The sequence below is a fragment of the Nocardia canadensis genome (genome assembly GCF_032656385.1).
In the GTDB taxonomy this organism is placed as follows: Bacteria; Actinomycetota; Actinomycetes; order Mycobacteriales; family Mycobacteriaceae; genus Nocardia; species Nocardia canadensis.
Genome location: NZ_JAVCWB010000010.1, coordinates 648,238 through 672,906, shown reverse-complemented (window position 1 = coordinate 672,906; position 24,669 = coordinate 648,238). Strand labels below are relative to the sequence as shown.

Here is a 24,669-nt window from a genome sequence, read left to right as displayed (position 1 = left end):
GACGGCGCGGCCCCGACCGCGCCGTCACCGGCGAGAGCGGTGCGGCGGGCCGCCCGCTCAGGCCGCGACCACGACCGCGCAGGCGGCGAGGAACAGTGCCTGGAGGGCGGTGCGGGCGGGCAGGGGCATGGTCTTGATGCCCAGATCGGCGCGGGCCGCGCGGACATTGGCCGGGAACATGACCAGTAGCAGGACGAACAGTCCGGCGGCGGCGAGCGGGGCGGTGGCCGGGATCAGCAAGCCGAGAGCACCTGCCAGTTCGAGGATGCCGGTGAGTGTGACCAGCGCGGCCGCGTTGGGGAAGAGGGGCGGGACCATGGCGATCAGGGCCGTCCGGCGGGGTTCGAGGAAGTGGGCGCTCGCGGTGAGAGTGAACATGGCGGCCAGGCCGAGGGCGAACGCGCGGGGCCAGGAATCCAGCCAGGACACTCCGGTGAGCAGGCCGATCAGCCTGGCCAGGGCGGTGACGACGGCGAGAACGATGAACGGGGCCATGGGAACTCCTCGAAGCGGTGCCGACTGGCCTGCTGCCAATCTTGACACTGGAAAGATTGGCACCGAACGCTGAACTTGTCAATGACAAGTTTGTGCGTCAGGATCGAGGCATGACCAAGACCGGGTATCACCACGGGGATCTGCGGGCGGCGCTGCTGGACTCGGCGGCCGAGCAGATCGCGGCCGAGGGCGTCGAGGCGGTGTCGCTGCGCGCGCTGGCGCGCCGGGCCGGGGTCTCCCACGCGGCCCCCGCACACCACTTCGGCGACCGGGCGGGCCTGTTCACCGCCTTGGCGATCGAGGGATTCGATCTGCTGGCCACGGAATTGGCGGCCGCGGGTGCGGACATGCGCGAGGTCGCCGTCGCCTACATCCGCTTCGCGCTGGCCAACCCCGGCCGGTTCGACATCATGTACCGGCGCGAGGTGCTGCGCGCCGACGACCCCGAACTACGCGCTGCCCGAGAACGATCGGGCGCGGCCTTGCGATCGGGGATCGCCGAGATGCAGGCCGGGCAGTCGCCCGATCGCCAGCGGTCGACCCGGCTCGCCGCCTGGTCACTGGTGCACGGGTTCGCGACGCTGTGGCGGGAGGGCGCGCTGGACGGGTCGGAGCTGGCCTCGTCGGCCGATCCCGAACAACTCGCGCGCGACATGCTCGCGACCGTGCAATTCGATTGACGGCCGACGACCTCTCCGCCGCGCGGGGCGTCGGTGGCCGGTTACCGGGGTGATGGCCCACCACCGGGGCCCTGACCGCCGGGCGGAGGGCCCGCGGGGCCACTGCCGCCGGGTGGGGTGCCGGGAGAACCGGTGCCGGACTGGGTGTTCTGGGACTTCGCGGCGACACCGACGGTGAGGGACACGGCCATGGTGGTGGCGGGTGTCCCGGTCACGGTGGCGAGTTCGGCGTCCCAGCCGTCGCCGAAGACATTGTCCGAGGACAGCGACACGCCGGACATGTTCTCGATGCTCGCGGAATAGCCGGAGTCGGCGGCGAAGACGGATTCGCACGAGTCCTGGGGGAGGGCGATCTGGGAGGTGAGGCGGGCGTTGTCGCCCGCCACGGCGGTAGCGAGGTCGTCGTAGACCTCGAAGTGGATGTGCGGCCAACGGCCCGCGTAGCAGGCGGGGAAGATCGAGGTGAAGCGGACGGTGCCGGTGTCATCGGCGACCTGGACGCCGCGCAGGTAGTTCTGCTCGGTGACGCCCTCGCTGTAGAGCGAGTACCGGCCCTCGCGATCGCAGTGCCAGACGTAGACGGCCATTCCCGCGCCCGCGGCGCCCTTGGCGAGATCGCGCAGGTTCAGCGTGAGAGTCATCGGAACACCCTGGGCCACACCGGAGTACGCGCCGAAGCTGGTGGTGATGTCGGAGCGGACGACGCCCGATTCGATCAGCACATTGGGTCCGTTGGACCCGTCACCCGGGTACGGGCCCGCCGTCTCCTGCGGCGCGGCGGCGGGAGTCGCCGTGTCGGGCGTGGTCGTCGCGGTGTCGGTGACGCCCGAGTCGGTCGCCGAGGCGCAGGCCGCCGCCGCGGTCGCCAGGCTCGCGGCACCGATCATGCCGAGGATCCGCCGTCGCGACATGACCCGCAGGTCGTGCCCGAGTCCGAGATCGTGGTCGTCCATCGCTGCTCCTTCGCTCGTACCGTGTCGCCGACGACGGTAGGCGCGGGCACTGCGCCGGAGCTGGGAACACGCTGGGTGTTCGCTGGGAGCCCCCGCGGTCAGTCGGTGACGTACCCGTTGAGGCTGTCGCGCAGGTCGGTGAGGATCGCGCGGGCGGCGGTCAGGCCGGTGGTGTGCCAGACGCTGTCGTCGACGGCGAAGACGCGACGATCGGTCGCGGCGCCGAGCTCGGTGAACTCGTCCGAGCGCAGGACCCGCTTGCCGTGGTCCTCGCCCGCCTTGCCCGCGAACATCACGTAGATGATGTCGCCCTCGGCCTTGGTGGCCAGGTCCGCGGTGGTGATGTCGTAGGAGGTGCCGCGCTGCGCGGTCGGGCGCTGCACGCCGACATCGGACAGGACCTGGGCCGCGAAGGTCTCGCTGCCCTGGACCTGGGTGGTGTCGGCGGTGAAACGCAGCACCGAGGCTTGCGACTGGCTCGCGTTGAGCGCCGGGCCGAGATCGTGCGCCTCGGTGAGGTAGGCGCGCAGAGCGGCGTCGGCGGCGGCGCCGCGGCCCATTCCGGAGGCGTAGGCCGCGAAGTCGGACTGCCAGCTGCCGCCGGAGCCGATGAGGACGGTCGGGGCGATCGCGCTCAGCGCCTCGTAGCCGCCGGCGGCCGGGGCGACGTCGCCGAGGATCAGGTCGGGCTTCAGCGCGGCGATGCGCGCCGGATCGGGCTGCCCGATCGAGCCGATGCTCGGCACCTTCAGCACGCCGTAGCCGAGGTACATCGGCTGCGGACGTTCACCGTCGAGGGTGACCGCGCCGGCGACCCGCTCCCACAGGCCCACCGCGCAGGCGGCGTCGAGCGCCGAGCTGGTGAGCACCACGATGCGCTGCGGGTCGGCGGGGACCTGTGTGGTCCCGGCGGCATGGGTGACGGTGCGGGTCGCGCCCGCGGCGGGATCGGGGGCGCTCGGCAGCGGGCACGCCGTGGCGGTGTCCCTGGCCACGCCGACCACACCGGCCCCGGCGATATTGGTGGTGGTGCGGATGATCGTGCTCGCGTCGTCGTGCTTGTCCGCGCAGCCCGCGGTGACCACGGCGACGCACAGCAGCGCGGCGACGGCGAGGACGCCACGCGAGCGGACGCGGACGCCCTGCTCGGCGGTGCGACGGAATCGGGTGCGTACTCGGGCGCTCACCGGCATGCGCACGAGGGTACTGCGTGGCAGGGCGGCCCGGCGCCGCGGGTTCGCGGGGCCACTCAGCGTCGGCTGGCGCGCCGGAACCCGATCGCGGCGGGGACCGCGAACAGCACGATCGCGCCCAGACACCACACCAGGGTCAGGGTCAGCGGCCGCGCGATCGGCCCCTCGTCGGCGAGACCGCGCATGGCGTCCACGGCGACCGACATCGGCTGATTGCGCACGATCGGCTGGATCCACGTCGGGAAGGCGATCAGCGGGACGAAGCCGGTGCTGAAGAACATCATCAGCGAGGTGAGGATGGTGACGCCTTCGACCAGTGAGGCTTTCGCGGTGAAGACGGCGATCGCGGTGACGATGGTGGCGAAGGCGAGTCCGAAGAGCACCGGCACCGCCAGGAACACGAGCGCCGCCAGCGGACCCTGATGAAACCGGAAGCCCAGCAGCGCGCCGACGAGCACCACGGCGATGGTGCCGAGCACGATCCGGCAGCCCTCGGCGAGCACGCGCGAGGCGATCCCGGAGGCCCGGTGCACCGGCAGCACCCAGAACCGGGCCAGCAGACCGGCGTCGCGTTCGCGCCCGAGCAGGACCCCGCTGGCCACGGCGCCGGAGAGCGCGCCGACGATGGCGACCATCGGGACCGAGCCGTAGAGGGCGTCGTCGCCGGTGAACTTCTGGATCTGCCCGCCGACGACGATGTCGAGCATGATCAGCAGCAGGCACGGGATGAGCAGGGTCTCCAGCAGGGTGACCGGATTGCGGGCCCAGCGCAGCAGCAGGCGCTGGGTCTGGATGAGGGTGTGCCGGACCAGCGCGCCCGGCGTGGTCTCCGAACCCGTGGTGGTCTGCTCGGTACGAGCGGCAAGCAGTGTCATCACGCCCTCCTCGAACTCAGCCGGATGGCCACGGGGAGGCTGATCAGCAGGATCGCCGCGAGCCACAGCAGCGACGGGGTCACCAGCGACCAGCTGATCGTGCCCGCGTTCCCGGCGGTGTCACCGGCCAGCGCCCGCAACACGATGGCGAACTGGGAAACCGGCTGATTTCGGACGAACCATTGGATCCAGCTCGGGAACTGGCTCGCCGGCGCGAGACCGGTCGAGAGCATGCCGAAGATCAACGGCGGCAACACCAAGGCCTGCGTGGTGGCCTCCGGACTCTTGGACACGGTGCCGATGACATCGGCACCGAGGGTGAACGCGATCCCGATGAGCAACGAGAACGCCAAGAACCCGAGGGTGTGCGCGGCGTCGAGCCGGAACCGGAAACCGATCACGTACCCGGACACGATCGCCGCGGCCAAGGAGATCAGCAGCCGGAAGATGTTGGCCGACATCCGCGCCGCCACCGGCACCAGCGGGCGCAGCGGCATCGCGCCGAACCGGCGGTTGAGCCCGGCCACGGAATCGGTGGCCGAGCGGAACGCCGCCGAGATGGCGGTGAAGGCGGCGGCCTGCAGGATCACCAGCGGCATCATGTACTGGGCGTAGCTGCTGAAACCGTTGCCGGAGAACATCATCACGGTCTTGAGCGGGATGTAGAAGCTGGCCGTGAACGCGGCGGGCGCGACTATCGAGGACAGCACCTCGCCGGTCTTGACCGAGGGCACGATCAGCCGGGTGGTCAGCACCCACCACTGCTGCACGGTGTCCGGGGCGGCGCGGACGTGGGTATGCCAGGTGGTGGCGGTCACGACACGACCTCCGGTGCCGTCTCGGTTGTCGGCAGATGGCCGGTGAGCTGGAGGAACACGTCGTCGAGCGAGGGACGGCGCAGCGCGATGTCGACGAGTTCGACCGACGCGTCGTCGAGGCGGCGCAGTGCTTCGGCGAGGGTCTTGGCGCCGTCGGGGGCCGGGATGGTGATCCGGTCGGATTCCGGTGTCAGCGCCGCCAGATTCTCGGCGGGCAGCAGCGAGCCGAGCGCGGCGACGATGGCGGGCATCTCCTCCAGATCGAGCGGCACCACCTCGCAGTAGCTGCCGCCGGTGCGGTGTTTCAGCTCGTCGGCGGTGCCGGAGGCGATCACAACGCCGTGGTCGATGACGATGATCTGGTCGCTGAGCGCGTCGGCTTCCTCCAGGTACTGGGTGGTGAGCAGGGTGGTGATGCCCGCGTTCTTGAAGCTGCGCACCAGGTCCCAGACACCTTGACGGCTGCGGGGATCCAGGCCGGTGGTCGGCTCGTCGAGGAAGACCACATCGGGCCGGACCACCAGCCCGCAGGCGATGTCGATGCGCCGCCGCATGCCGCCGGAGTACGTGCCGACCCGCCGGTTCGCGGCCCGCTCCAGATCGAATTCGGCGATCAGTTCCTTGGCCCTGGCCCGGGCCGCCGGTTTACGCAGGCCCATCAACCTGCCGAACAGGACGAGGTTCTCGTAGCCGCTGAGCATGTCGTCGAGCGCGGCGTACTGGCCGGTCAGCATGATGGATTTGCGGACCGCCGCGGGGTCGGTGACGACATCGTGCCCGGCGACCACGGCCCGGCCCCGATCGGGGGTGATGAGCGTGGACAAGACGTTCACCATCGTGGTCTTGCCCGCGCCGTTGGGCCCGAGGATGCCGAGTACCTCGCCGGGCGCGGCCACGAAGTCGACGCCGCGCAGGGCGTGGACGTCGCCGAAGGACTTCTCGATCCCTTCGACGACCACGCCGCCGGTGGAGGTGAGGGTGGGGCTCGGTGCGACGCTCATGTCCGGTCTCCTGCTTCCATGTGGTCATCCAGCACCGGCGAGATCACCGACAGTGCGAGGGGATTGGTCAGCTCGTCGTGCGTTGTCTCGACGTCGTGGGCGACGATCGCGCCGGTCACGTAGGGGCGCCAGCCGTCGGGACCCATCCATTCGCCGGGGTCGACCGCGGCGGTGAAATACAGGACGTCACCGTGGTAGACCGGGCGCTGGTAGCCGGTTCTGGTCCCGGCGGAGGCGTTGTAGGAGCCCGCCATCCGTTCGATCGTGGCCGCGTCGACGAGTTCGACCCCGCCGAGTTCGGCGGCGATCAGCTCGGCCGCCTCCTGCGCGGTGGCTTCGGCGGGGACGTTGTCGATGCCGAAGATCGCGCCGAAGGTGTTGATGAACGCGCCGGGCGACAGGCGCTCGATGCTGTCGCCGTCGATATCGGCGGTGTCGGTGTCCAGCATCGCCACCACGCCGACCCGCTCGCCCGCCTCGGCCAACTGCACCGCCATGGCATGGGCGATCAGTCCGCCGAAGGACCAGCCGAGCAGGTGATACGGGCCCTGCGGCTGGACCGCGCGGATCTCGCGCACATACCGCCGCGCGAACTCCTCGATGGACCGGGCCGAGGGCTCGCGGCCGCTGAGGTCGGGCGCCTGGAGGCCGTAGATCGGTCTGCCCGGCCGCAGTCGCTCGGCGAATCCCAGGTAGCTCCACGACATTCCGGAGGAGGAATGGACACAGAACAGGGCGGGTTTGTCGCCGCCGAGCCGGATCGGCAGCAGCACGTCGAGTCCGAGACCGCTCGAGCCGGCGCCCGTGGGTTCGGCCGCCGCGGCGACCATGGCGGCGGCTTCCTCGGCGGAGGCGCGTTCGGCCGCCGGGGAGTCGGCGAAGCGCGCCGCCGCGCCCAGGGCCCGGGTCCACAGCCGGGCCAGCTCGGCGACGTCATCGCGGTCGAGTAGTTCTGCCGGATAACCGAAGTCGGCGCGCAGGCGGTCGCCGAGCACCAACGCGTTGATGTCGATCGCCGCCATCACCGGGACCGTGGCGTGTTCGCCGACATCCAGGTCGCCGAATTCGTCGGTGGGCAGCCAGCCGAGACCTTCCAGCCCGGCCGGGATCTCGGCGGCGGTGTGCCTGCCGAGATAGTTGACGCAGATCTGGCCGGGCAGCCGCTCCGGCAGCTGTGCCGCGGTCTCGGGATTCAGGTAGCGCAGCAGGCCGAACCCGATGCCCTTGTCCGGCACCGACAGCAGATCGTGTTTGACCGCGCGGATGGCCGCGCCCATCGCCGGGCCGCCGGCGAACGCGTCGTCGATGTCGATGCCGGACAGGTCGAGCCGCACCGGGTACAGGTTGGTGAACCAGCCGATCGTGCGGGACAGGTCGGCGCCGGGGACGACTTCCTCCTGCCTGCCATGGCCTTCGAGCCGCAGCAGCGCGGACTTCTCGTCCACGCCGCGCCGGGCCCGCCAGCGCACCAGCGCCAGGGCGAGCGTGGCGAACAGCGCGTCGGTGACACCGCCGTGGAACAGCCCGGGCAGCGTGGTGAGCAGGGCGGTGGTGACGTCCGCGTCGACCTCGATGTCGACCCGGCGCACGGTGTGGGCCTGATCGATGGCGGGATCGAGGTGCCTGCCGCCGAGCAGCGGGTCGGGGCCGCCGACGAGGTCGCGCCAGTAGCCGAGTTCGGCCAGCCGCTGGTCGGAGTGCGCGGCTTCGGTCAGCGCGTAGGACCAGCGCCGCATCGAGGTCCCGGTCTCGGCCAGCACCGGGGTGGCGCCCGCCGACACCTGGGCCCAGGCTCCGATCAAGTCCTGCACCAGGATTCGCCACGACACACTGTCAATGGCGAGGTGGTGGGCCACCACGATCAGCCGTCCGGGCCGGGTGCGCGAGCCCGCGGCACCGACCGGATCGAGCCAGACGAACTGCAGCACGACGCCGTCGGCCGGATCGAGCCGGTTCAGCGCGGAGTCGAGTTCGCTGCGGACGTCCTCGCGCAGTTCGGTGGGTTCGGCCGCGGCGTCGATCTCGGTGCGGTGCACCAGGGCGTCCACCTCGATCGTGCCCGGTTCCGCCACCCGCAGCTGCCAGCCGTCCTCGTCGGACCACAGCCGGGCCCGCAGCATGTCGTGCCGGTCGATGACGGCGGTGAGCGTGGCCACCAGGTCCGTGCGCTCGATGCCGACGGGCAGTTCCAGCACCGCGGTCTGGGCGAAGCGGTCGAAATCGCCGCCGCGCTCGATCATGTACCGGACGATCGGGGTCAGCGGCAGGTCGCCGACCCCGCCGCCGGGCAGCTCCGCGAGCGCCTCGACCGTCCCGGCGGCGTCGACGGCGGCGGCCAGCGCCGCGACGGTGCGATGCTCGAAGACCTGCAACGGTGTGCAGTGCACCCCACGCAGTTTCGCCTGGGTGACCAGCTGGATCGCCAGGATGCTGTCGCCGCCGAGGGCGAAGAACGAATCGTCGACGCCGACCTGGTCGCGCCCGAGCAACTCGGCGTACACCTCGGCCAGGACGTGTTCGGTGGGTGTCCGCGGCGCCAGATACGGCGCCTCCTCGGCGATGAACACCGGTTCCGGCAGGGCCTTGCGATCGAGTTTGCCGACGGCGTTGACCGGGATGGCGTCCAGGACGACGAAGGCCGCGGGCACCATGTAGGCGGGCAGACTGTCGGCGGCGACGGCCCGCACCCGCGCGAGATCGAGGTCGGCGCCGGGCATCCGCACCAGATAGGCCGCCAGCGCGGTCGCGCCGGTGGGACCGGGCACACCCAGTGTCACCGCGAGATCGACGCCGTCGATGCCGCCGAGCACCGCGTCGATCTCGCCGAGCTCGATGCGCTGACCGCGCACCTTCACCTGGAAGTCGGTGCGGCCGAGATATTCCAGCGTCAACCCGAGCTCGGGCGGGCGGATCCAGCGCACCAGATCGCCGGTGCGATAGAGCACCTCGCCGGGCGCGCCGTAGGGATCGGCGACGAAGCGCGCGGCGGTCAGCCCGGGCCGGGCGTGGTAGCACCGGGCGGTGGCGGTGCCGGTCAGATACAGCTCACCGGCGACGCCGACCGGTACCGGCCGCAACCGATCGTCGAGGACGAGCACGGCCGCGCCCCGGATCGGGGTGCCGATGGTGACCGGCTCCGTCGTGGACAACGGCGCGGAACCCGTTGCCCAGATGGTGTATTCGGTCGGCCCGTACAGATTGACCATCCGCCGCTCCGCGGCCCCGCCGCACCAGCGCCCGACCAGATCGGGGCCGACCGCCTCGCCCGCCACCGCGAGTACCCGCACGCTCGACACCTCGGCGGGATCGATCGTGGCCAGCGCCGACGGCGTGATCACCATGTGCGTGACCGCCTCGGCGGCGATCAGCTCGGCCAGCGGCGCGCCACCGAAGACCTCGGGCGGCGCGATCACACAGGCGCCACCACTGCCGAACGCCATCAGCGCCTCGAAGATCGACGCGTCGAAACTCGGCGAGGCGACCTGCAGCACCCGCGACCGGTCATCGAGTCCGAGATCGGCCCGCTGCGCCGCCACGAGGTCGGCCAGGCCGCGATGGGTGACGGTGACGCCCTTGGGAGTTCCGGTCGACCCGGAGGTGTAGATCATCCAGGCCGGATTCGCCAGCCGGATCGGCGTGGGCAGGTCGTCGGCGGTGAGCGGGGTGTCGGCGGTGGCGCGCAGCCGGGCGACGATGTCGGGGTCGTCGAGGACCAGCCAGCGGGTGGTGTCGGGCAGGCTCGCCCGGTACGCGGTCAGGGTGAGACCGACCCGGGCGCCGGAGTCGGTGAGCATGTGATCGATGCGGTCCACCGGATGCTTCGGGTCGACCGGCAGGAACGCGGCACCGGCCTTCGCGGCGGCCCAGATCCCCGTGTGCAGCTCGGCGCAGCGGGGCAGCCCCAGGGCGACAACGGTTTCGGTGCCCGCACCCGCGTCGATCAGCAGGCGGGCCAGCTGGTTCGAGCGGGCGTCGAGCGCACGGTAGGTCGTCGTGGTCCCGGCGACCAGCGCCGGATGGTCGGGGTAGGTCGCGGCGGTGTCGGCGAGCAGCCGGGGCAGGGTGATCGTGCCCGCCGTGGCCGGGCCGCGGACCGGAATCAGTTCCGCGCGTTCACCCGCGTCGAGCAGGTCGATATCGGCGACCCGCAGGTCGAGGTCGGCGAGGACGGCCGACAGGACGCGCTGCCAGCGGGTCACGAACGCGGCCACCGTGGCCGCGTCGAACAGGTCGGTCGCGTAGGTCAGCACGCCGTCGAGCCCGGCGGGGCCGGCGTCGGTGAATCGTTCGCGCAGGTCGAGGGTGAGGTCGAAGGCCGAGGCGTCGCGGTCGAAGTCCTCGACCTCGAACCGCAGTCCGGCCAGGTCCAGCACCGGCTCGACGAAGTTCTGCAGCGACAGCGACACCTGGAAGATCGGGTGGTGCGCGGTCGAGCGGGTCGGGTCGAGCGCCTGGACGAGCTGTTCGAAGGGCACGTCGGCATGGGCGAACGCGTCGAGATCGGTGGTGCGGACCTCGGCCAGCACCTGCCGGAAACTCGCGCCGGGGTCGATCGGCGTGCGCAGGGCCAGCGTGTTGACGAACATGCCGACGAGGTCGTCCAGGGCGGCCTCGCCGCGCCCGGCGACGGGAGTGCCGATGACGACGTCACCGGTGCCGCTCAACCGGGCCAGCAGGACCGCGAGCGCGGCGTGCACGAGCATGAACACGCTGACATTGCTCGCGGCCGCGACGTCGATGAGCGTGCGGTGCAGCTGCTCGTCGATCGCGAAGTCGAGGTCGTCGCTGCGCATCGTCTGCACCGCGGGTCGCGGGCGGTCGGTGGGCAGTTCCAGCGCGTCCGGTGCGCCGGCGAGGGCGTCGGTCCAGTACCGGATCTGCTGGGCGGCCACCGATTCCGGGTCGGTCGCGCTGCCGAGGAGTTCGCGGTGCCACAGCGCGAAGTCGGCGTACTGCACGGTGAGCGGGGCCCGGGTGGGCGCCTCGCCCGCCACGCGCGCCGAGTAGGCGGCCACCAGGTCGCCCGCCAGCGGCGCCATCGACGCGCCGTCGGCGCTGATGTGGTGCACCACCAGCACGACCACATGCACGGGGAGACCGTCGGACCCGGCGTCGACGAGCCGGAACAGCCCGACCCGCAGCGGCGCCTGCCTGGTGAGATCGAATCCGGTGCCCGCCAGCTCGGTGATCCGATCCCGCAGCGGCGCACCGTCTTCGGTGTCGAGGACCGGCATGGCGGGCGTGGCCGCGTCGAGGCCGACGACGACCTGACGTGGCCCTTCGGTATCGGCCGGATAGCGGGTGCGCAGGCTTTCCTGCCGCGCGATCACGTCGGTCAGCGCCAGGCGCATGGCCTCGACATCCAGAGCGCCGGTCAGGCGCAGGGCGATGGCGATGTTGTAGGCGGCCGAGCTCGGATCGAGCTGGTTGAGCACCCACATGCGCTGCTGGGCGGGCGAGAGCGGGATCCGGTCGGGGCGCACGCGCGCGGCCAGCGCCGGGCGGCCGGGCCCGCCCTCGGCGGCGGGCACGACCCGGGCCGCCAGCTGCGCCACGGTCGGCGCGTCGAACAGATCGCGCAGGGCGATGGTCGAGCCGAGCGCCGAATTCACCCGGGCGACGACCTTGGTCGCGCTCAGCGAGTTGCCGCCGAGTTCGAAGAACGACTGGTCGACGCTGACCTGCTCGGCCCCGATGACCTCCGCGAACACCGCGGCCACCGCGGCCTCGGTGTCGGTCCGGGGCGCGAGGTAGGGGCGCTGCGCCGCCGAGAAGTCCGGCACCGGCAAGGCTTTGCGATCCAGCTTGCCCACGGGGGTGAGGGGAATCTCGTCGAGCACGACGACATAGGCGGGCACCATGTAGCCGGGCAGCTCCGCCGCGACGGCCGCGCGCACCCGCTCGGTCTCCAGTGCGACACCGGGCGTGGGCAGGACATAGGACACCAGCACGGTCGCCCCCGCTGGGCCCGCGCGCCCGATGGTCACCGCGTAGTCGATCTCCTCGTCGCGCGAGAGCACCGCGTCGATCTCGCCGAGCTCGATCCGCAGGCCGCGGATCTTCACCTGGAAGTCGCTGCGGCCCAGGTACTCTAGCGCGAGGTCGCCGTCCTCGACGACCCAGCGGACCATGTCGCCGGTGCGATACATGCGGTCACCGGGCTCGCCGTAGGGATCGGCGACGAACCGGCTCGCGGTCATCTCGAACCGGTTGAAATAGCCGCGGGCCAGCGCGGGCCCGGCCAGATACAGCTCGCCCGCGATGCCGACCGGCACCGGCCGCAACCAGGTGTCCAGCACCACCACCGCCGACCCCCGGATCGGTCCGCCGATGGTGATCGGTTCGCCCGCCACCAGCTCGGCGGGACCGGTGGCCCAGATGCTGAATTCGGTGGGGCCGTACAAGTTCACCAACCGGCGACCGGCCGACCACTTCTCGATCAGCTCGGGGGTGGCGGCCTCGCCGGCGACCGACAGCACCCGCAGATCGGTGAGTTCGGTCGGTTCCATGGTGGCCAGCGCCGACGGGGTGATCACCGCGTGGGTGACCCGTTCGGCGCGCAGCAGCCCTTCGAGTTCGCTGCCGCCGTAGACCTCCGGCGGCGAGATCACGAGCCGCCCGCCCGCCGAATGCGCGGTGAGCATCTCGAAGACCGAGGCGTCGAAGCTGGGCGAGGCGACCTGCAGCGCGCTCGCCGACGGGTCGAGGGCCAGCGTCTCCCGTTGCGCGGTGGTGAGATTGGCGATGCCGCGATGGCTGAGCAGCACCGCCTTCGGCTTGCCGGTGGAACCGGAGGTGTAGATCAGGTAGGCGGTGTGGTCGATGTCGATGGGCCCGCCGCGTTCGGCGTCGGTGATCGGCGCATCGGAGACCAGCATCACCCGGCGCAGCGTGTTCAGGTCGTCGAGCAGCAGCCAGTCGATGGTGCCGGGCAGCGTCTCCCCGGTCGTGGTGACGGTGACGCCGATCGGCGCCTTCGAATCGGCGAGCATGTGCTCGATGCGCTCCACCGGATAGCTCGGGTCCAGCGGGACGAATGCCGCGCCGGTCTTGGCCAGCGCCCACACGGCCACCACCGATTCCAGCGACCGGGTGAGGGCGAGCACCACGAACACCTCGGGGCCGACGCCGCGGCCCAGCAGGACCCGGGCGAACCGGTTCGACCAGGAATCCAGGTCGCGGTAGCTCATTCGCAGCTCACCCGCGCTGACCGCGATCGCGTCGGGATCGATGCTCGCGCCCGCGGTCAGGATGTCGGGCATCGTCCGCATCGGCACCGAGGGCAGCCCGCGGACCGGCGCCAGCCGCGCCAGTTCGGTGTCGTCGCAGTAGCGCACCTGCGAGACCAGGTCGTGCGGCTGCGCGGCGAGCCGGCCGAGCAGCCCGACGAACCGGTCCAGCAGCGACTGCGCGGCGGTGGCGTCGAGCTGATCGGCCATGAACTTCACCGTGATCCGCAGCGCGTCGCCCGCCCCCGCCTCGCCGCGCAGCGGGATCACCATGAGATTGAGCGGATACGGTGTCGCGTCGGTGCCCTCGACGTCGAGCACCCGCATGCCCGCGATGTCGAGCGCCTGCGAGAGCGCCTCGCGATCGATCGGATAGGACTCGAACACGGTGAGGGTGTCGAACAATTCGGCCAGCCCGACCGCACGGTGGATCGCGGCCAGCCCGACGTGCTGATGATCCATCAGCCGGGCCTGCTCGGCCTGCACCCGGGCCAGCAGATCGGAGACCTTCTCGGCGGGGTCCAGCGTCACCCGCACCGGGACGGTGTTGATGAACAGGCCGACCATCTCCTCGACGCCCGGCAGCTCCGGCGGCCTGCCCGACACCGTGCTGCCGAACACCACGTCGGTGCGGCCGGTCAGCATGGCCAGCAGCAGCGCCCAGCTCGTCTGGACCAGAGTGTTCACCGTGGCGCCCGCCTCGCGGGCCGCGCCCTCGAGCTCGGCGACCGTGGCGGCGGACAGCTCGCGGGTGACCATCGCGGTCTCCGGTGAGGCGATCCCGGCCAGGGTGGGGACCGCGCGCGTCGGGGTGTCGATCCCGGCCAGGGACTGCTGCCAGGCGGCGAGCGAGGCGTCGGCGTCCTGGGCGGCGAGCCAGGCCAGGAAGTCGCGGTAGGAGCGGGCGGGCGGCAGCACCGACGCGTCGCCCGCGGTGACGTAGAGCGCGAGCAGTTCCCGGACCAGCAGCGGCGTCGACCAGCCGTCGAGCACCAGGTGATGGTTGGTCATGATCAGCCGGAACCGGCCGGGCGCGGTGGTGACCAGGGTGAAGCGGATCAGCGGGGGACGGGTGAGGTCGAAGCGGGTCAGCGCGTCCAGGGCGATGATCCGGTCGAGTTCGCGGGTGCGCTCCGCGTCGTCGGTGAGGTCGGTCAGATCGATGTCGGTCCAGCGGATCTCGGCGTCGGCCAGGACCAGCTGGCGTGGACCGTCGTCGGTCTCCACGAACGCCACCCGCAGGTTCTCGTGCCGGTCGACGAGCGCCTGGGCCGCGATCCGCAGCCGGGTGGTGTCGACGGTGCCCGCCAGGGTGAGCATCGACTGCACGGTGTAGCCGTCGGCGGTGTCGGAGTCGTAGAGCGCGTGGAAGAGCAGGCCGTACTGCAGCGGCGAGAGCGGCCACACGTCGACGAGATTCGGGTAGCTCTGTTCCCAGCGATCGATCTGCGGCTGGTCGAGGGCGACGAGCGGGAAATCCGACGGCGTGCGCCCACCGGCCTCTCCGGAACGCGCGTGGTCGGCGAGCGCGCGCAGCGCGGCGGTCCACAGGTCGGCCAGCTCGTCGACCGCGTGCTCGTCGAGCAGCCTGCTCGCGTAGGCCCAGGTGACTTCCAGGCCGGCGTCGGTCAGCACGGCATTGATGTCGACGACGGCGGCCAGCGGGGCCCGCTCGTCGTTGGTCGCGGCGAAGCGCCGGGGCATCCAGGGATCCTCGCCGGTGACCGCGCGGCCGAGATAGTTGAAGCTCAGCTGGGGCGTGGGGGCATCGGCCAGCGCGGCGGCGGTGTCGCTGTTCAGGTACCGCAGCAGGCCGTAGCCGACCCCGCGGTCGGGCAGCGATCGCAACTGCTCCTTGGTGGCCTTGAGGGCGGACCCCGCCGCCGGGCCGCCGGCGAAGGCGTCGCTCAGGTCGATGTCGGCGAGGTCGACCGCGACCGGGTACACGCTGGTGAACCAGCCGACCGTGCGCGCGACATCGGCGCCGGGCAGCAGGGATTCGTCGCGGCCGTGGCCCTCCAGGGTCAGCAGGGCCCCGGTGCGGTCGCGCCAGCGGCACACGGCCATGGTCAGTGCCGCGAGCAGCACATCGTCGGCGCCGCAATGGAATTGCTCGGGCAGGGTGGTCAGGACGGTGTGCGCGAGCTCCGGCGGTACCGTGCTCAGCCGCTGTTTCATGGTGGCGACGATGTCGACGACGGGGTCGAAGGCGGTCCGGTCGGCGGCGAACGAGGGGTCCGGTGTCGCCAGGACGTGTTGCCAGATCGGCAGTTCGCCGAGCCGGGTGTCGGCATCGTCGGCCAGTCCGTGCGCCCAGCGGCGGAAGGAGGTGCCGACCGGGTCGAGGGCGCCCCCGAAGGCGGCGGTCGCGAAGTCCGGCAGCAGGATTCGCCACGAGACGCCGTCGGTGACGAGGTGGTGCAGGACCAGCCAGCACAGCGGCGCGGCCTCGGCACGGTCGAGCAGCACGAACCGGGCGACGGCGCCGACCGTGGGGTCGAGCTGATCCGCGGCGTCCTGCAAGGCACGCTCGACGGCGTCGTCGGTGTCGGCCGAGACGACGTCGAGCAGCGGGCCGGCGGCGACCGAACCGGGTTCGGCGACCACCCATTCCCAGCCCCGCGGGGTCTCGCGCAGCGACGAGCGGAGCAGGTCGTGGTGATCGAGCAGGACCTGGATCGCGGTCGCCAGCGCCGCACGGTCGATGCCCGCGGGCAGGCCGATCAGCACGGCCTGCCCGTACCGGCCCCAGGTGTCACCGTGCTCGACCAGCGCGTGCACGATCGGCGTGAGCGGCACCGGACCGACACCGCCACCGGGCAATTCGTGCACCACGTGGACCTCGGTGTCGGCCGCGACCGCCGCCAGCGCGGCGACGGTCTTGCGTTCGAACACGTCCCGGGCGCTGAACGCGATCCCGGCGGCCTTCGCCCGCGAGACCAGCTGGATGGAGACGATGCTGTCGCCACCGAGGGCGAAGAAGCTGTCGTCGACGCCGACCGACTCCAGGCCGAGCACGTCGGCGAACAGCGCGGCGAGCGTCTCCTCGCGCGGGGTGGACGGCGCGCGGCTGGTGACGGTGCGCGCGCTGAAATCCGGTGCGGGCAGCGCCTTGCGGTCCACCTTGCCCAGCGGCGTCAGCGGAACCCGGTCGAGCACCATGACCACCGCGGGCACCATGTAGGCCGGAAGGCTCTCGCCGACCGCCGCTTTCACGCCCTCGGGGTGGACGTCGGCGCCGGGCTCGGTCGTCACATACGACACCAGCGCGGTCGCGCCCGCGGCCGTCTCGACGCCGAGGGTGAGCGCGAAATCGATCTCGGGCAGCCGCTGCAGGGCGGCATCGATCTCCCCGAGCTCGATCCGGAAGCCGCGCACCTTCACCTGGAAGTCGCTGCGGCCCTGGTATTCCAGGACGAACCGGCCGTCGTCGTCGCGCCACCGCACCAGGTCGCCGGTGCGGTACATCCGCTCACCGGGTGCGTGCGGATTCGCGACGAACCGGCTCGCCGTCAGACCGGTGCGCCGGTGATAGCCGCGGGCCACGCCGGGGCCGGCGAGGTACAGCTCGCCGACGGTGCCCGCCGGGACCGGGCGCAGCCAGGGATCCAGCACCAGACCGGTCACCCCGCGCACGAGACTGCCGATCGTCACCGGCGCATCGGGCACCAAGGCGTCGGTGAGGGTGGTGGTCACGGTGGTCTCGGTGGGGCCGTAGCCGTTGAGCAGGGTGCGACCGGCCCACTTGGCCACCAGTTCCGGCGGGCACGCGTCGCCGCCGACGACGATCGTGCGCAGCCCGGGCAGCGTCGCGGGATCGAGCGAACCCACGACGGCCGGGGTGACATTGAGATGGGTGACCCGGTGCGCGCGCAGCACCTGCGCCATGTCCTCGCCCGCGTACGCCGAGGGCGGCACCACCGCCAGGCTCGCGCCCGCCGCCAGCGTCACCAGGATCTCCTCGACGGAGATGTCGAAACTCGGCGAGACGGCGTGGGCGACAACGGAGCTCGCGTCGACACCGAACCCGGCTCCCGAACTCGCTACGAGGTTGGCCAGGCCGCGGTGCGAGACGAGCACGCCCTTGGGCAGACCCGTCGAGCCGGAGGTGTAGATGATGTAGGCGACCTGATCCGGCCGCACCGGAGCGCGGCGGTCGGCGTCGGCGATCGGCCCGGCATCCTGGGCGGCGATCTGCGCGAGGGTCGCCTCGTCGTCGAGGGTGAGCCAGTCGACCCCGTCCGGCAGCGATTTGCGCGCCTGCGCCACGGTCAGGCCCGTGATCACCCCGCTGTCGTCGACCATGTGCTCGATGCGGTCGGCCGGATAGGTGGGATCGATCGGGACGAACGGCGCGCCGGTCTTGGCGACCGCGATGGTCGCCAGCACCGACTCGGCCGAGCGCGGGATGGACAGGGCGACACCGTGTTCGGGGCCGGCGCCGGCGGCGATCAGCACCCGGGCGAGCCGGTTGGTGTAGTCGTCGACGGCGCGGTAGGTCAGTGTCTCGTGCGCGCCCCAGCGCAGCGCCACCGCGTCCGGGTCGAGTGCGGCGCCCGCCGTGAGGATCTCGGGCAGCGTGCGGATGTCGACCCCGGCCGGACCGCGCGCGGGGACCGCGAGGGCCTCCTCGGCGGGGGACAGGACCGGCACCGCCGACAGCGGCGCCTCGGGTCCGGCGACCAGGAATCGGTGCAGGAACCGCAGGAAGCGCGCTTGATGCGCCGCCAGGTCGGCCTCGCTGTACAGATTGCCGTTGCCCTGCAAGTCGATGTGGGTGCTCTCGCCGCCGACGCCCGGATACAGGTTGACGAACAGGTCGTCGATCAGGCCGGAGGTGAGCACGTGCAACCGCCCGACGACCGGGCCGAGCGCGATCCTGGTGTCGACCATCATCAGATTCACGGCCGGGCCGAACGAGGTGGCCTCGTCCATCGCCCAGCCGAGGTCGCGGACGATGTCCTCCTGGCGGTAGCGCTGGCGGCGCAGCGCGCCGGTCAGCTCGCTCTGTACGGCGAGGATCGCCGCGCCGATGGTCGTGGTCGGGTCCAGACCGACCCGCAGCGGGACGACATTGGCGAGCATGCCGCCGGACCGGCGCAGCGTCGCGGAGGTGCGCGCCGACACCGGCAGGCTCAATACCACTTCTCGCGCCCCCGTCATCGCGGCCAGGTAGGCGCCGAACGCGGCGACCACCGTCGGCGCGACACCCGAGTTCACGGCGGCGGCAACGGAATCCAGCAGCGCCGCGGTCTCGGCGGGCAGCGCGCCCGAGACCCGGTTCGGGTGGCCGTCGACCTCGGCGTCGCGCCCGGCCAGATTCACCGGATCGGCCATCCCCGCCAGGTGCTCACGCCAGTACTCCCGGTCGGCGGTGAAACGGTCGGAGGTGCGGTAGGCCAGGTCGGCCGCCACGATCTTCTGCAACGGCTCGGCCTTGGACGCCGGGGCCTCTCTGCCCTCGACGGCGGCGTTGTAGAGCTCGCCGGTGCGCTGCACCAGGGCCAGCGCCCCCATGCCGTCCAGCGCGATGTGATGCATCCGCGAATACCAGAACCAGCGGTCGTCGGCGACGCGGAGCATGGCCAACCGGACCAATCGGTCGCGCATCACGTCCAGGGGAGCGGTGTACTCGGCGCGCATCCACGCGTGCGCCGCCGCGACGGGGTCGGGCTCGGCGCGTAGATCCAGCTCGGCCATCTCGTCGTCGAGGGAGAAGTCGACGTACTGGTGGGGTTGGCCGTCGATGTCGATCAGGCGCAGATAGCCGGTGCCGAACTCGCGGCCGGTCCGGCGCACGACCCGCAGCAGCAGTTCGTGGTCGACCGGACCACTCAATTCGACGTATTGGGCGATGGAAATGGGGGTGTCGCCCGCGATGTGCTGGGCGAACCAGATACCACGTTGGGCCGCGGACAGCGGGAAGGCGCCCTCGGAAGGCTGGGTCATGAGCGGACCTGCGTTCTCATGTCTGGAGCTCGGTATTCACCATGTGTCCCCGACCGGCGGGCGATTACCTGGTAGGTAGTACCCGCCGCTGCGTACTGCGCTCTCGATCCATTCTGGACCTGCGAGGACCAGACCGGAATGGGTTCAGGAGACAGCGCGCAGATCGGCCGTCGACAGCGGCGCGTCGGAGCTGACCAGATAACGCTGCAGGGTCGAGCGATCGTCGAGGACCAGCCAATCGACGACGTCGGTCAGTTCGGGCCTGCGGGCCCGGGTGGTGATGCCGGCGTAGGCGCCGAAGACGAACTCGTCGTCGGTGACCGCGACGGGGATCGCGCCGATCTTGCGCACGGCCGCCTCGGCGACGATCGCCTCGATCGTGGCGTCGACCGCCAGCGCGATCCGGGCGCCCGCGGTGACGCCGCGGCCCAGCAGCAGTCGCGCCAGCCGGTTGGCCCAGCGATCCAGATCCGCGTCGGCGAGCTGTCCATCGGTGGCGATCGGGCCGGCCTGCTTGCGCGGCAGCTGGATGACGTTGTCGGCGATCGAGGTGGTCGTCGTGCTCATCGTGGTGTCCCCTTGGCGCTGGTAGGAGGTGCTTTTCGGTACACCTCTACTGTCGTCGCCGGGCGGGGTCTCCGACAGCGACCCCAGCGTTGGGGGGTGGCCTCCCAGGGGGGCGCGTTTCCCACCCCAAGGTGGTTGAACCCGGTGGTCGTCAGCCGAAGCCGATGACCTCGATATCGCGGTACTTCGCATCGGTCGTGATCAGCAGCAGGGAACCGGCGACCGTGGTGAATCGCAGGGATCTGGTCCCCGGCGCCACGGTGAGCGGCAGCATCGGTCCCGCGCGACCGGTCGACCGGTCCCAGGTGCGTAGGTGGTAGCCGTTGTCGGAGGTCAGCGTGACGACCTGGTCGGCGAGCAGCACCGCCGCCTCGGCGTACTGCGCTCGCTCGTCGGAGGTCGTGTCGAGCTCGGTGGATGCGCCGTCGGCCGCCGACAGGATTTCCCATCGCCTGGGCAGCCGATATCCGTCCGGGTGGTCGGAGCTGACCAGGGCGTGGTCGTCCGCGGCGCGCACGTCGACGTTTGTGCGGCTCGATGCGGCGATCGCCGACGTCAGCGGGGCGTTCGGCGGCAGGAGGAGCGCGGTGCCGGCGCCGTCCCGGACGTAGCTGATCCAGACGAAGCCGCTGTCGAGCACCCGGACCTCGACATAGCCGGGCGACTCCTGGCGCGGCGCGGAAAAGTCGCGCCGGTCGCGCACCTGCCCGGACCGCGGATCGAACACGGTGACAGCCACCGTCGCCGTGTCGCCGTCGCCGCAGGTCGCGACTCGGTAGATCGCGGTCATCGTGGCGACGACGCGCTCCCCGGTCGAGGTGCACCCGGGCGGTTCGGCCGGAGTGGTCCACAGGTGGCGGCCGGTCCTCGCGTCGTACCGGGTCACCGTCCCGCGGGCGGAGGTGGTGGCCAGCAGGTGCCCGGGAACGATGGCGTCCCGGTCGCGGGTGAAATCCCCGGCGCGGTTGACGGCCCCGTCTCGGGTGAAGTCCGCGTCGGACCAGCGGAGTTCACCGGTGTCGGTGTCGAAGGCCAGCCAGCCGCGCTGCTCCCAGTAGGTCAGCACGACGTCCTCGCCGCGCAGCGCGACGGTCTTCGGCGGCACGTTCCCCACGCTGTCGGAGCCGACACCGAGGCGCCGGTAGTGCCAGCGTTCGGAACCCGTCGCACCATCGTAGGCCGTGATGCCGCCCCTGGTCGAAACGATGAAACCCGTTCCGGTGAAGGCGATTCGAGTGTCCGCGTTCGAGCCGCCGACCGGGGGCCGGAATCGGAATCTCTCCGGCCCGAGCACGGCGGGCACCGCGGTCTCCGGGCCGGGGTCGGCGGTGACGTGGTCGACCGAGGCACTGTCGTCGCCCAGCCGGCCCGCGACCCCGGCGGCGCCGAGCACCGGCGCGACGCCGACGACGAGGGCCACGACGAGCGCCGACCGCCGGGGCATCGGGGCGGTCGGCGTCGCCACGAGCACGAAGATCAGCGCCGCACCGAGGACGACGAGGGCCAGCGCCGCGATCGCGCCCGGTACCCGCGGCGTGACGACGAACTCCGCGGTCAGCCGCTGATAGGTCGACGGGATGTGCGCGGTCACCGCGAACACGATGCTTCCGATGAGCACCGCCAGCAGGGCGAGCACGCCACCGGCCGTGACACCCGCGGCCCGCTCATCACCGCGGCGCCCACGGATCAGCACCACCGTCGCGATCAGCACGACCGCACCCGCGAAGATCAGGGTTGCCCGGACGAGGTGGCGGGGGAACTCGCCGGTCTCGGCGTAGCTGTCGAACGGCACCGGAATCGGTGCGGCGACGAACCAGCTGTACAGCGCCAGCGCGACACCCCCGGCGACCAGCACGGCACCGATCACACCCGCGTGGACCGGCCACGACGAACGTGCGCGCTCGGTCGACTGATCGTCGGACATGTTCCCCCCGGATAAGGACTCGATCGACACCGCCCCACCGGGTGTCGAGTCGAGACTAGCGCCGGTGGTGGCGACGCGGAAAACGCGCCGCCACACCGCTCAGCGCGCGTTGCCGCCGATGCTGAAGTGGGCGCCGGTGGGGTCGGTGAGACCGGCCAGGCGGCCGTAGGGGGTGTCCATCGGCTCGAAGACGACGACGCCGCCGAGGGTCTTGGCGAGTTCGACGGTCTTGTCGACGTCGTCGGCGCCGAAGTAGGCCGTCCACGCGCCGGGGATGCCCTCGGGGAGGTGGCCGGTGGCGTCCATGACGCCGCCGCGCATCGGTGAGGTCGCGTGGATGGTCGTGTACCGGAACTCGGGGGTGTCGGCCACGGCGAAGGTGTCGCGCCAACCGAAGACCTCGCGGTAGAAGGTCAGCGACTGCTCGTAGGCGCGGGTCATCAGCTCGAACCAGGACGGGACGCCGTCGTGGTTGCGCCAGACACCGTCGGCGACATCGCCGATCGCCTCGAAGCCGGGGAACTCGTCGGCCTGCCAGACGCCGACGCCGACACCGCCGACATCGGCCAGCACCGCCATCGTGCCGAGGTCGCCGACCGCCATCGGCTCGACGAAGATGTTGCCGCCCGCGGCGCTCGCCTTCGCCGTGGTCGCCGCGGCGTCGGCGGAGGCCAGGTAGACCGTCCAGCGATCGGGGTAGGGGTCACCGGCGTCGGGGATCCGGGGCATCGCGCCCGCGACGGCCTTGCCGTCCTTGCGCAGGGTGGTGTAGCCGCCGAATTCCTCGCCGCCGCGTTCGGCGGTCCAGCCGAACAGCTCGCCGTAGAAGGCGATGGCACGGTCGAGATCGGCGGTGTAGAGATCGACCCAGGTGGGATCACCGGGTTGCTGGGCACTGGACATGACGACTCCTCGGCTGCGGGGGACTGGCTCGACAGAGACGGTGGCAGGACGCGCCCACCGTCATCGATCATGACGCCGCGACCTCCGAAAAGTCATCGCCGACAACCGTTGCACCCGCCCGACCTGCGGAGGAAGATCGAGAACGGCGCCGGACCGACACGTGGTCGGCCATCTACGGCGCGCTGAATACGACACAGAGTAGGACCCGCGCGGAATGCTGCGGCAGCACGGTTTACGATTCACACCAACGCATGCTGACCGTCGTCTGCCTCTGACCGGAGGACGGAGGGCCTGCGAGTGACGTACAGGCATCTTCAGGAGGATCAGTGACTGCGGTAGAGCCCAGGCCAGTCCCTCAGTTGGAAGCGACTCGACCGTATCCTGCTCGGACCGGGCCCAAGGGCTCGTTCCTGTACAAGGCGGTCACCACCACCGACCCCAAGGTGCTCGGCACCATGTACCTGGTGACGGCGATCAGCTTCTTCCTGGTCGGCGGTCTCATGGCGCTGCTCATGCGCGCCGAGCTGGCGCGCCCGGGTCTGCAGTTCCTGTCGCCCGAGCAGTTCAACCAGCTGTTCACCATGCACGGCACGATCATGCTGCTGTTCTACGCGACGGCGATCGTGTTCGGCTTCGCCAACATCATCCTGCCGCTGCAGATCGGCGCCCCCGACGTCGCCTTCCCGCGACTGAACGCGTTCAGCTACTGGCTGTACCTGTTCGGCGGCACCATGGCGACCGCGGGCTTCGTGACCCCCGGCGGCGCGGCGGACTTCGGCTGGACGGCGTACGTGCCGCTGACCGACATCCTGCACTCGCCCGGTGTCGGCACCGACCTGTGGATCCTGGGCCTGGCCGTCTCCGGTCTGGGCACCATCCTCGGTGGCGTCAACATGCTCACCACCGTGGTCTGCCTGCGCGCGCCCGGCATGACCATGTTCCGCATGCCGATCTTCACCTGGAACATCGCGGTGACCTCGGTCCTGGTGCTGCTGGCCTTCCCGCTGCTGACCGCGGCGCTGTTCGGTCTGGCCTACGACCGCCACCTGGGCGGCCACATCTACGACCCGGCCACCGGCGGCATCCTGCTCTACCAGCACCTGTTCTGGTTCTTCGGCCACCCCGAGGTCTACATCATCGCGCTGCCGTTCTTCGGCATCGTCTCCGAGATCTTCCCGGTCTTCAGCCGTAAGCCGATCTTCGGTTACACCACGCTGGTCTACGCGACGCTGGGTATCGCGGCGCTGTCGATCGCGGTGTGGGCGCACCACATGTACGCCACCGGCGCCGTGCTGCTGCCGTACTTCTCCTTCATGACCTTCCTCATCGCGGTCCCGACCGGTGTGAAGTTCTTCAACTGGATCGGCACCATGTGGCGCGGTCAGCTGACGTTCGAATCACCGATGCTGTGGTCGATCGGCTTCCTGGTGACCTTCCTCTTCGGTGGTCTGTCGGGTGTCATCCTGGCCTCGCCGCCGCTGGACTTCCACGTCACCGACTCGTACTTCGTCGTCGCGCACTTCCACTACGTGCTCTTCGGCACCATCGTGTTCGCCACCTTCGCCGGTATCTACTTCTGGTTCCCGAAGATCACCGGCCGCATGATGGACGAGCGCCTGGCGAAGTGGCACTTCTGGACCACCTTCGTCGGCTTCCACACCACCTTCCTGGTGCAGCACTGGCTGGGCGCCGAGGGCATGCCGCGTCGCTACGCCGACTACCTGCCCAGCGACGGCTTCACCACGCTGAACACGATCTCCACCATCGGTGCCTTCATCCTGGGCTCGTCGATGCTGCCGTTCGTGTGGAACACCTTCAAGAGCTACCGCTACGGCGAGGTCGTCACGGTGGACGACCCGTGGGGCTACGGCAACTCGCTCGAGTGGGCCACCACCTGCCCGCCGCCGCGGCACAACTTCTACGAGCTGCCGCGCATCCGTTCGGAGCGTCCGGCGTTCGAGCTGCACTACCCGCACATGGTCGAGCGCATGAAGGCCGAAGCGCACGTCGGCTGGGGCTCGGGTAAGCACGCGACGCACGTCAGCGAAGGCGCGCTCGCCAAGAAGTAGGAAAGACCGGAAG

Annotated in this window: 12 protein-coding genes; 2 read left to right on the top strand and 10 right to left on the bottom strand. The window is 71.0% G+C overall.

Features of this window, described 5'->3' with window-relative positions; translation table 11 throughout:
• Window positions 1-57: 57 nt before the first annotated feature.
• Complete coding sequence (locus Q7X29_RS26575; RefSeq protein WP_316575704.1) at window positions 58-495, bottom strand: DoxX family protein; 438 nt, start codon at window positions 493-495, stop codon at window positions 58-60.
• 110 nt (window positions 496-605) lie between these two features.
• On the opposite strand from Q7X29_RS26575, the gene Q7X29_RS26570 reads away from it, so the two are divergent.
• Window positions 606-1,175 (top strand): TetR/AcrR family transcriptional regulator, encoded by a 570-nt coding sequence (locus Q7X29_RS26570; RefSeq protein ID WP_218715941.1) that lies wholly within the window; start codon window positions 606-608, stop codon window positions 1,173-1,175.
• Window positions 1,176-1,216: 41 nt separating this feature from the next.
• Here the strand turns inward: Q7X29_RS26570 and Q7X29_RS26565 are convergent, their stop codons facing one another.
• From Q7X29_RS26565 to Q7X29_RS26525, 9 genes are all read right to left on the bottom strand, one after another.
• On the bottom strand, window positions 1,217-2,128 hold the full coding sequence (locus Q7X29_RS26565; RefSeq protein WP_316575703.1) for a dioxygenase family protein: 912 nt from the start codon (window positions 2,126-2,128) through the stop codon (window positions 1,217-1,219).
• A gap of 98 nt (window positions 2,129-2,226) precedes the next feature.
• The gene (locus tag Q7X29_RS26560) at window positions 2,227-3,321 is read right to left on the bottom strand and encodes an ABC transporter substrate-binding protein (RefSeq protein ID WP_218715943.1); all 1,095 of its coding nucleotides are present in this window, start codon (window positions 3,319-3,321) and stop codon (window positions 2,227-2,229) included.
• Between the two features lie 56 nt (window positions 3,322-3,377).
• On the bottom strand, window positions 3,378-4,196 hold the full coding sequence (locus Q7X29_RS26555) for an ABC transporter permease (RefSeq protein ID WP_316575702.1): 819 nt from the start codon (window positions 4,194-4,196) through the stop codon (window positions 3,378-3,380).
• Window positions 4,196-5,014 carry an ABC transporter permease gene (locus Q7X29_RS26550; protein ID WP_316575701.1) on the bottom strand — a complete coding sequence of 273 codons (819 nt, stop codon included), beginning with the start codon at window positions 5,012-5,014 and terminating at the stop codon, window positions 4,196-4,198. The genes Q7X29_RS26555 and Q7X29_RS26550 overlap by 1 nt, the downstream gene beginning before the upstream one ends.
• Entirely contained in the window at window positions 5,011-6,015 is a 1,005-nt protein-coding gene (locus tag Q7X29_RS26545) for an ATP-binding cassette domain-containing protein (protein WP_316575700.1), read from the bottom strand. Before Q7X29_RS26545 ends, Q7X29_RS26550 begins: the two co-directional genes overlap by 4 nt.
• On the bottom strand, window positions 6,012-19,193 hold the full coding sequence (locus Q7X29_RS26540) for a non-ribosomal peptide synthetase (RefSeq protein ID WP_316575699.1): 13,182 nt from the start codon (window positions 19,191-19,193) through the stop codon (window positions 6,012-6,014). Before Q7X29_RS26540 ends, Q7X29_RS26545 begins: the two co-directional genes overlap by 4 nt.
• Window positions 19,194-19,337: 144 nt before the next feature.
• The gene (locus Q7X29_RS26535; RefSeq protein WP_316575698.1) at window positions 19,338-19,760 is read right to left on the bottom strand and encodes an AMP-binding protein; all 423 of its coding nucleotides are present in this window, start codon (window positions 19,758-19,760) and stop codon (window positions 19,338-19,340) included.
• A 151-nt stretch (window positions 19,761-19,911) separates the two neighbouring features.
• Window positions 19,912-21,684: an outer membrane protein assembly factor BamB family protein gene (locus Q7X29_RS26530; protein ID WP_316575697.1), complete on the bottom strand. Its 1,773-nt coding sequence runs from the start codon at window positions 21,682-21,684 to the stop codon at window positions 19,912-19,914.
• 99 nt (window positions 21,685-21,783) lie between these two features.
• Window positions 21,784-22,587, bottom strand: coding sequence for a VOC family protein (locus tag Q7X29_RS26525; protein WP_316575696.1), 804 nt, complete (start codon window positions 22,585-22,587; stop codon window positions 21,784-21,786).
• Window positions 22,588-22,913: 326 nt separating this feature from the next.
• Between Q7X29_RS26525 and ctaD the strand changes: the two genes are divergently transcribed.
• A complete protein-coding gene (gene ctaD / locus Q7X29_RS26520) occupies window positions 22,914-24,656 on the top strand; it encodes an aa3-type cytochrome oxidase subunit I (RefSeq protein WP_218719296.1) in 1,743 nt (580 codons plus the stop codon).
• Window positions 24,657-24,669 lie beyond the last annotated feature (13 nt).